This is a genomic window from Variovorax sp. 01T439_2 (genome assembly GCF_056398445.1).
On the sequence record NZ_JBFTPJ010000164.1, the window covers coordinates 1 to 8,097 of the forward strand.

An 8,097-nucleotide genomic window follows, 5' to 3' on the forward strand; every position below is an offset into this window, starting at 1 on the left:
CCTCTCGGGCCTCTCGGGAACCCAGTTGGAGGGGCTGAGTCCGGRGTTGCGCCAGGTCGTCGAGCAAGGACGGCAATCGGCAGCGCTGCTCAACGGAATGACCCAGAACGCGTACCAGAACACCAGCCAGCGCTTCTCGGCCCTGCAACTGCTGATCGACCGCATCGCTTCCGCACAGGATCCCAAGGCGATCCAGGACCTGCAGGCAAGAATCCAGGCCGAGCAGAACATGCTCACCAATGAGCAAACGAAGCTGCAGAGCCTTTATCAAGTCGCTCATTCTGAGGAGCTCATGCGCAAACAGCGCGCGCGAGAACAAGCTGCCTCGGGCATAGGTTCTATGCGATCGCTCCCCGCTGTCGACTACTAGACGAAACTCACATGAGCAAGAGCACTTGGATACCTACTGTAATCATCGTCGTCGCGGCGGCAGTGGGCGGACCATACCTACTCATTCAGCATCGGACCGAAAAGCAGGTCCCGTCAGACCTGCGGCACGCACCCATTCCTCAGACTTCAGCACCAAAGGAAATTGATGGCGCGCTGACTCAGCGAAAGCGTGATGGCATCGGAAACACGCAAGACCTGAAGCCAATTCCTATCCCGCAGGGCGCCGCCCGATAGCAGGTTTCACATCATGGGATTCTTTGCGCAATTCTTTTCTTGGCTCGATAGCCAGCTTGCTGACTACATCGGCACGCACTCAGCACGAGTTGCATCCGCAATCGAACCCGCCGCCGTGACGCTCGCAGCCGTCTACGTAATGATCTGGGGTTATCTCAGCCTTTCCGGACGAATCCAAGAGCCGATGTGGGAGGGAGTCAAGCGAATCTTCACCGTGGCAATTGTTCTTGGCGCAGGACTTCGGCTGTGGACCTACAACCAAGTCATTGCGGATAGTTTCTATCGAGCTCCTGAGCAATTGGCGGCGTCAGTCATTGGTGCGTCGACAGTCGTAAGTGTGATTGATCAGGTCTGGCTTGATGGAACGACAATCGCTGAACAATTGCTTAAGAAGGGAAGTGTGCTTGACAGTGACTTTGCGTTCTACATCGCCGGATTTCTGGTCTACCTGCTACTCGGCCTAACCGTCGTCGTAACCGCTTTCTTGCTTGGATTGTCAAAGGTCGCCGTTGCGATCTTGCTAGCCTTAGGCCCGATCTTCATCGCCTTGCTATTTTTTGATGCAACGAAGCGATTTTTTGAATCCTGGATTGCACAACTAGCAAACTACGCACTTGTCGCGGTCCTCACTCTATTCGCAGCGTCGCTACTTCTCAATATGGTAAGGGCCTATGCGGCTGGCGCCGCGGCGTCAGGCGCAGGGATAACGATCGCGGCGAGTGTACGGGTGTGCGTTGCCTCAGCCCTCGTTTTCCTAGTGATGCGACAGGTTACGTCAATCGCTGCGGGACTTGCGAGCGGTGTTGCGCTGAGCACCTATAGCGTCGTCAGTGGAGCGCTCCGTTGGGGACTTGGAAGCGCCAAGCGCACCAGCTACGAGTTCGGACGCGGCGTACTGGACGGCCTGCGGCGAGAGCCGGGCAGCCGCTGGGACTCGTTCCGCCGGCTCGCGGGCAATCGCATCGGCGCGGGTGTGGCCTCAATTGCAAGTGTCGGCGCCACCCGCCGCGGTGGCACCGTGCTTTCCAGAGAGCAGGTCATGCCGAGCCTCTCACGCAGTCGCTAGCGGTGGGGTGTGCAGATGAAACCTTCGATCATCCTTTCTCTGCTTACCCTTCTCCTGACAGCGGCATGTGGCACTCGCTCACCCGCACCGCCGGACTGCGAAGGGCTACTCACACCGATCAACATCTCGGACGGGGTTTCCCCATCAGGAGCGGTCAATGAGTCGGGACGGCTCCCTTGAGAACTACCTGCGCGAAGCCCAGAACTGGGAACTCGACCGCGCGCGTCGGGCGGAGCGATCGACCGGGATCGCCTGGGCCGTGGCCACATCGGCAGCACTGATCGCGATCCTCGCCGTCGCCGCCGTCAGCGGGCTCACGCCGCTGAAGCAGCCGGTTCCCGTTCTCATTCGGGTCGACAGCAGCAGCGGCATCGTCGACATCGTCCCCACCTACGAAGGCACGACCGACATTGAGCAGGTCGTGACACGGAACCTGCTGCAGAACTACGTGATTGCGCGCGAGCGTTATTTCTACGGCACCGCGGAAGCGGACTACGAACTGGTCGCCTCGCAAAACTCGCCTCGTCTCAACCAGGAGTGGGCGGCCTTGTGGGCGGCCGACAACCCGGCCTCACCTCTGAATGTCTACAAAGACGGCACTTCCATCCGCGCGCAGGTGCAATCGGTCACCTTCCTCAAGCTGGAGAGCGGAAAGGACAAGCTGGCACAGGTCCGCTTCACCCGTTCGACGCGCGCAGGCGGCACCGGGGAGGAGCAGACCAGCCACTGGGTCTCCACGATCGAGTTCGCCTATGTTCCGCCATCGGCGGACAACAAGGTGCGTTCGCTCAACCCGCTGGGCTTTCGCGTCGTCGAATACCGCCGCGAGCCCGAGGTCGCGCCAGCTAGCGTTGCACCCGTCAGGCAGGATGCACGATGAAGCCCCGGCCCGTGTACCGCAGCTTTCCGCTGGCGCTCGGACTGGCGACAACTCTGGCGCTCGCCGCACCGTACGGCCGAGCCGCGACCGTGCCGGCCGTCGGCAAGGTCGATGCCCGGGTACGGGTGGTCGCCTACGACCCGGCGGACGTCATCAGCTTGCAGGGGTACGTGGGCTATCAGATCCATCTGCAGTTTGCCGAAGGCGAGGAGTTCGTGAATCTCGGCTCCGGCGACAACGGTGCCTTCGATATCGGTGCCGAGCGCAACCACTTCTTCATCAAGCCCAAGGAAGCGCGCGCCGCGACCAACTTCACGGTCCTCACGAACCTGCGGGCCTATCATTTCGACTACACCGTCTCCTCCATCGCGCCGGTAGGCACTGCCGCCAGGCGCATGGTGTATTCGATACGTTTCACCTACCCGGAAGACGAGGTCCGGAAGGCAGCCGAGGATCAGGAACGGCGCCGGGCCGAGGCGCGCATGAGCGAAGGGGCGACCGATCGACCACGCAACTCCGACTACTGGTTCTGCGGCAGCGATTCGCTCAAGCCCGTGAGCGCCCACGACGACGGGGCGCAAACGCGTCTGCGTTTCCACACGCGCTCCGACTTCCCGGCGATGTTCGTCCAGAACGACGACGGGTCCGAATCGCTGTTGAACTTCAACGTCGACGCGGACGAGGTAGTGATTCACCGCGTGGCGCGCCGCTTCGTGCTGCGGCGGGGCGGGCTGGTCGGTTGCGTGATCAACCGGTCCTTCGTCGGCGGCGGCGCGCGCACCCCCACCAACACCAGCGCAACAGGTGTGCGGCGCATCACGGCAGGAGATGGGCCATGACCTGGATGAGCGAGCCCCGCCGCGTGTCCCGGACCGATCCCCAGGAGCATGGCGACGCGCCCGAGATCGACCAGAACACCGGGGAGATCCTGTCAGCGCAGCGAGCCGCAGCTCCGGGAGACGGGGCGTTCCAGGCAGCCGACGAGCGCCCGACGATCCATGGCGAGCGGGCCATTCCATCGGTCAATCGCGAGCGCTCCATCCAGTCGCGCATCAGCGGGTTCCTGGCACTGACGGCGATCATGCTGCTGGGCGCCGGATTCCTGTTCTGGTACTACAACACCCGGTATGCCAAGACCCAGGAGGCCGAAGAGGCTGCGAGAAAGGCGGCGGCTGCGCGCGCCGGCGGCGAGATGAAGGTTCCGCCGCTCGGCCGCATCAATCCGCCCAGAGCGGCGCCGGAAGCAGCAGCGACCGCCGCTCCGCCCTCCCCGCCGCCACCGCCGGCGAACAGCGCCAACACGGGACCGCCGCAGAAGACACCCGAGCAGATCGCACTGGAACGACAGCTGGGCGCCCCGGTGCTTCGGCGCGCCCAAGCCGCTCAGGCGCGCAGCGCCACCACGCCGCACGCGCTCGCGGATCCGGCGATGCTGCCTGCCGGCGGCGTGCCAAGCATGGCCCAGCTGATCGGTGCGCTGCAGCCACCCCACGCCAGTTTGGCGGCACCCGGCGGCGGTCAGCTCGCCGCCAGCCTTCGGCCCACGCCGACGCCGGCGGTGGTCGCCCAGACCCTGCCGACACGGCGCATGCTTTTGCCCAAGGGCGCGTTCATCGACTGCACGCTGGAAACCGCCATCGATTCCACCTATGAGGGCATGACCACCTGCATCGGCGCGAGCGACGTTTACGGGGCCGACGGCAAGGTCGTGCTGCTGGAGCGTGGCACCAAGTACGTCGGCGAACAGCGTGGAACGCCGCGACAGGGACAGGGTCGCGTCTTCATCGTCTGGAACGAAGCGCGCACGCCGACCGGCGTCGTGGTCCAGCTGGCGTCCCCGGGCACCGACGAATTGGGGCGCAGCGGCCTCCCCGGCTTCGTCGACACCCATTTCTGGGATCGCTTCGGTGCCGCGGTCCTGATCTCGGTGATCGACGGCACGATGCAGACGATCGCCGCCCACGAGCAAAGCGGCACGTCTGTCGGTAGCGGCGGCGGCGTGGTGCTCGCTCCCCAGGGCAGCCGCGACGTCATCACGGAGGTGCTGCGCAGCACCGTGTCGATTCCGCCGACCGTGATCAAGAACCAGGGCGAGCGGATCCAGATCCTGGTCGCCCGCGATGTGGATTTCAGGAGCGTCTATGCGCTTCGAACCGAACCGGCCATCCCTTGATGGCGAGCCCGGCGCCACCACAGGCGACCGGCAGCCGGCGCGGGCGCGCGCGCATGACGGAGCCTCCGCAGAGCCGCCGTCGTCGCTTGCCCTCTTTCTCGGTCCGCTCGGCCACTTATTGGGTGATCCCGCGGTGACCGAGATCTGCATCAACGAGCCCGGTGCAGCCTTCGTGGAACGGCAGTCCGGCTGGACGTGCGAGACGTTGCCGTTCGCGAGCTTCGACTGGTGCATGTCGATCGCGAAGCTCGTGGCCAATTTCACGCGACAGCGCATCTCGGCCAACGAGCCACTCCTGTCCGCCACCCTCCCGGGCGGCGAAAGAATCCAGATCGTGCTGCCACCCGCGACCCTGGACCAGACCGTCTCGATCACGATCCGGCGCCCCTCGAACACGCTCTGGACCCTCGAAGAGCTGGAGAAATTGCACATCTTCGAGACCACGCGCAGTGCTCCCCCGACTCCGGCGTGCCAATCTGAACGGGCGTCCCTGTCACCCGAAGACAGGGAGCTGACAGATCTCCTCGCACGCCGGCAATTCGTGCCCTTCCTGCGATGCGCCGTCCAGTTTCGCAAGAACATCCTACTGTCCGGCGCCACCGGCTCCGGCAAGACCACAGTCGGCAAGGCGCTGATCCTCGAGGTGCCGTCCGAGGACCGCCTGATCACCATCGAGGACGTGAAGGAGCTGTCGCTGCGCAACCAGCCCAACCACGTGAGACTCTTCTATTCGCAAGGCGCCCAGGGGCAGGCCGAGGTCACGCCCGGCCAACTGCTCGCCGGCGCCAAGCGGCAACGTCCCGACCGGGTGTTCGTGTCCGAGCTTCGCACCGGCGAAGAGGTCTACGACTATCTGGTGTCCGTGAACACCGGCCACCCAGGCTCGATCACCAGCGTGCACGCCGACAGCGCGGAGATGGCCTTCGTGGCGCTGGCGCAGCTGATGAAGCGCAGTCAGGCGGGCCACGGCATGACCACACGCGACGGCGTGGAACTGGCGCAGATGAGCGTGGACATCGTCGTGCAGTGTGCGCGAGAGCGCCGGGACGGCCTGCTGCGGCGTAGCGTGCGGGAGATCTGGTATGACCCTGGCACCAAGATACGAAGGCTTGCCTAGTCCCTTCAGAATCGCGGTCGCGCTGCTGATCGCGGCGCTGGTCGGCATGTACGTCGCCGGCCAAGCGTTCCTGTTCGCGATGAATCTGCCGCCACAGCACGCCACGCTGCTGACCCTTCACGAGTACTGGCAGGCCTACGGCGAGCGGCCGGACGTGCGCCGTGTCCTCATTGCGTCGCTGGTCGGCTCCCAGGGGCTGATGCTCGGTCTGGTCGGAATTGCCATGCTGCCCCGCCGCCGGCCGCTGCATGGAAATGCCCGGTTTGCGAGCCGTCGCGAGATCGCGCGATCGGGCCTCCTGAACGAGCACGGCATCATCCTCGGGCGGCTCGGCAATCGCTACCTGGTGCTTCCCGGCCAGCAGGGCGTCGCACTCGAGGCACCGCCGCGCAGTGGCAAGGGCGTCGGCGTGGTCATCCCCAATCTGCTGAACTGGCCCGGCTCGGCCATCATCAGCGACATCAAGGGCGAGAACTTCATGCGCACCGCCGGCTTCCGTGCGGCCCATGGGCAGCAGGTGCACCTGTTCGATCCCCTGTCCGAGCGCGAGCGCTCGGCTCGCTGGAATCCGCTCGGCTATGTCTCCGAGACGCCCTACCGCTGCATCGACGATCTGCAGCGCATCGGCACGATGCTCTTTCCCGATCCACAGGCCGGCGATCCCTTCTGGACCTCCTCGGCCCGATCTCTATTCCTGGGCATTGCCCTCTATCTCTTCGAGACCAAAGGGGCCACGCGCACCTTGGGCGAGATCCTGCGCCAGGGCATGGCCAGCGATGCCGAGGGCTTTCAGAAACACTGGAAGCGTGTCATTGATGCCTGCGAGCGCGCCGGGTATCCCTTGTCGCAGGAAGCGGTGCAGAGCCTCTACGACGTGATCGACTTGGCACCGACCACGGCCTCCAGCATCCGCAAGACCTTCACCAGCCGCCTGGACCTGTGGCTCAACCCGATGATCGATGCGACCACCTCGGCCAACGATTTCGACCTGAGGGCACTGCGCAAGCATCCGATCTCGATCTATGTCCAGATCAACCCCGACAACATCGCCCGGCTGCAGCCGCTGCTGAACCTGTTCTTCCAGCAGGCGATCGGCCTGCAAACGCGGGAACTCCCCGAGAACAATCCCGAGCTTCGCCACCAGGTGCTCCTGATGCTCGACGAATTTCCGGCGCTCGGGCGCATTCCCGTCATCGCCGACTCCACGGCCTTCCTGCCCGGCTACAACGTGCGCGCCGTAATCATCGTCCAGTCCAATTCGCAACTGATCGAGAAGTACGGTATCGAGGGCGCCAAGTCGATCCGCAAGATGCTCGCGGCGCGCATCGTGTTCCCACCCAAGGAGTACGAGGACGCCGAGGCCATCTCGCGAGAGCTGGGGACCTACACCGTCCGACAGAAGAACATCAGCCGCCCGATGTGGGGCGGTGCGAACAAGGAGCCCACCGTGACCATCAGCGAGCAGCCGCGCCGCCTGCTGCTGCCCCAGGAGGTCAAGGAACTGGGACCGGACCGGATGATCCTGTTCTACGAAGGCCTGCGGCCGGTGCTGGCGCATCGGATCCTCTACTTTCGCGACAGGTTATTTGCCCCACGCGAACTGCCGCCACCACTGGTGCCGAAGCTGAACGTCGATAAGCCCGGCGGCGCCGCCACAACCGTGCCGGCGGCAATGCTCGATGACAGGAAAGACACGTCCGGCACAGGTCCCGGATCCCTCTCCAACGCCACGCCTCCGGACGGTGGCGCCGCGCCGACGGCCCGGCAGGCCGCTGCCGTAGCCAGCAATGTATTGAACGACGACTTGAAGTTGGACGACTTCTCGTTCGACTTCGACGACGTGGAGATTCCCACGGAGAAGCTCAGCGACGAGGACCTGAAGCGCCACGCCGATGAGTTCATGGCGCGAATCCTGGACTGATGCCACATCGAACCGGTTTGGACAGCCAGGGTCACCCTGCCTGACAGCACACATGAAAGGAGCCGCAATGTCCACAGACAGTTCTTCCGGAAGCCAAGCGCCGAACGGGATCGAGAGCACCGAACCTTGGTATGGCGTGGGCTCCATCCAGGGAGATGCGCCTGCTGCGGGCCGCGGTCATACCCGTGTGCCCGATGCCATCGAGCGCCGCTACCTGCGCATCGACAATCGTTACTTCTTCCCGGACCGCACCCTCGCGTTCATCGACGACGGCGGCCGTCTCCGCGTGCGAACCGAGAACCGCGAGGTGCTGCAC

At 64.4% G+C, this 8,097-nt stretch carries 7 protein-coding genes and 1 pseudogene; all 8 read left to right on the forward strand.

Annotation, left to right across the window (positions count from 1 at the left end; all coding sequences use genetic code 11):
- The coding region (locus tag AC1DOC_RS10385; protein WP_478129770.1) for a TrbJ/VirB5 family protein at positions 1–370 on the forward strand (370 nt) is incomplete at its 5' end.
- A gap of 267 nt (positions 371–637) precedes the next feature.
- Complete coding sequence (locus tag AC1DOC_RS10390; protein ID WP_015865868.1) at positions 638–1,690, forward strand: TrbL/VirB6 family protein; 1,053 nt, start codon at positions 638–640, stop codon at positions 1,688–1,690.
- 157 nt (positions 1,691–1,847) lie between these two features.
- The gene (locus tag AC1DOC_RS10395) at positions 1,848–2,570 is read left to right on the forward strand and encodes a VirB8/TrbF family protein (protein WP_015865869.1); all 723 of its coding nucleotides are present in this window, start codon (positions 1,848–1,850) and stop codon (positions 2,568–2,570) included.
- A gap of 11 nt (positions 2,571–2,581) precedes the next feature.
- Positions 2,582–3,409 (forward strand): TrbG/VirB9 family P-type conjugative transfer protein, encoded by an 828-nt coding sequence (locus AC1DOC_RS10400; protein ID WP_478129771.1) that lies wholly within the window; start codon positions 2,582–2,584, stop codon positions 3,407–3,409.
- Positions 3,406–4,743, forward strand: coding sequence for a type IV secretion system protein VirB10 (gene virB10, locus AC1DOC_RS10405; protein WP_015865871.1), 1,338 nt, complete (start codon positions 3,406–3,408; stop codon positions 4,741–4,743). Before AC1DOC_RS10400 ends, virB10 begins: the two co-directional genes overlap by 4 nt.
- The gene (gene virB11 / locus AC1DOC_RS10410; protein ID WP_015865872.1) at positions 4,712–5,860 is read left to right on the forward strand and encodes a P-type DNA transfer ATPase VirB11; all 1,149 of its coding nucleotides are present in this window, start codon (positions 4,712–4,714) and stop codon (positions 5,858–5,860) included. Before virB10 ends, virB11 begins: the two co-directional genes overlap by 32 nt.
- Entirely contained in the window at positions 5,826–7,781 is a 1,956-nt protein-coding gene (locus AC1DOC_RS10415; protein ID WP_015865873.1) for a type IV secretory system conjugative DNA transfer family protein, read from the forward strand. Before virB11 ends, AC1DOC_RS10415 begins: the two co-directional genes overlap by 35 nt.
- Positions 7,782–7,848: 67 nt before the next feature.
- Positions 7,849–8,097: pseudogene (locus AC1DOC_RS10420) on the forward strand (LPD7 domain-containing protein); the annotation flags it as partial.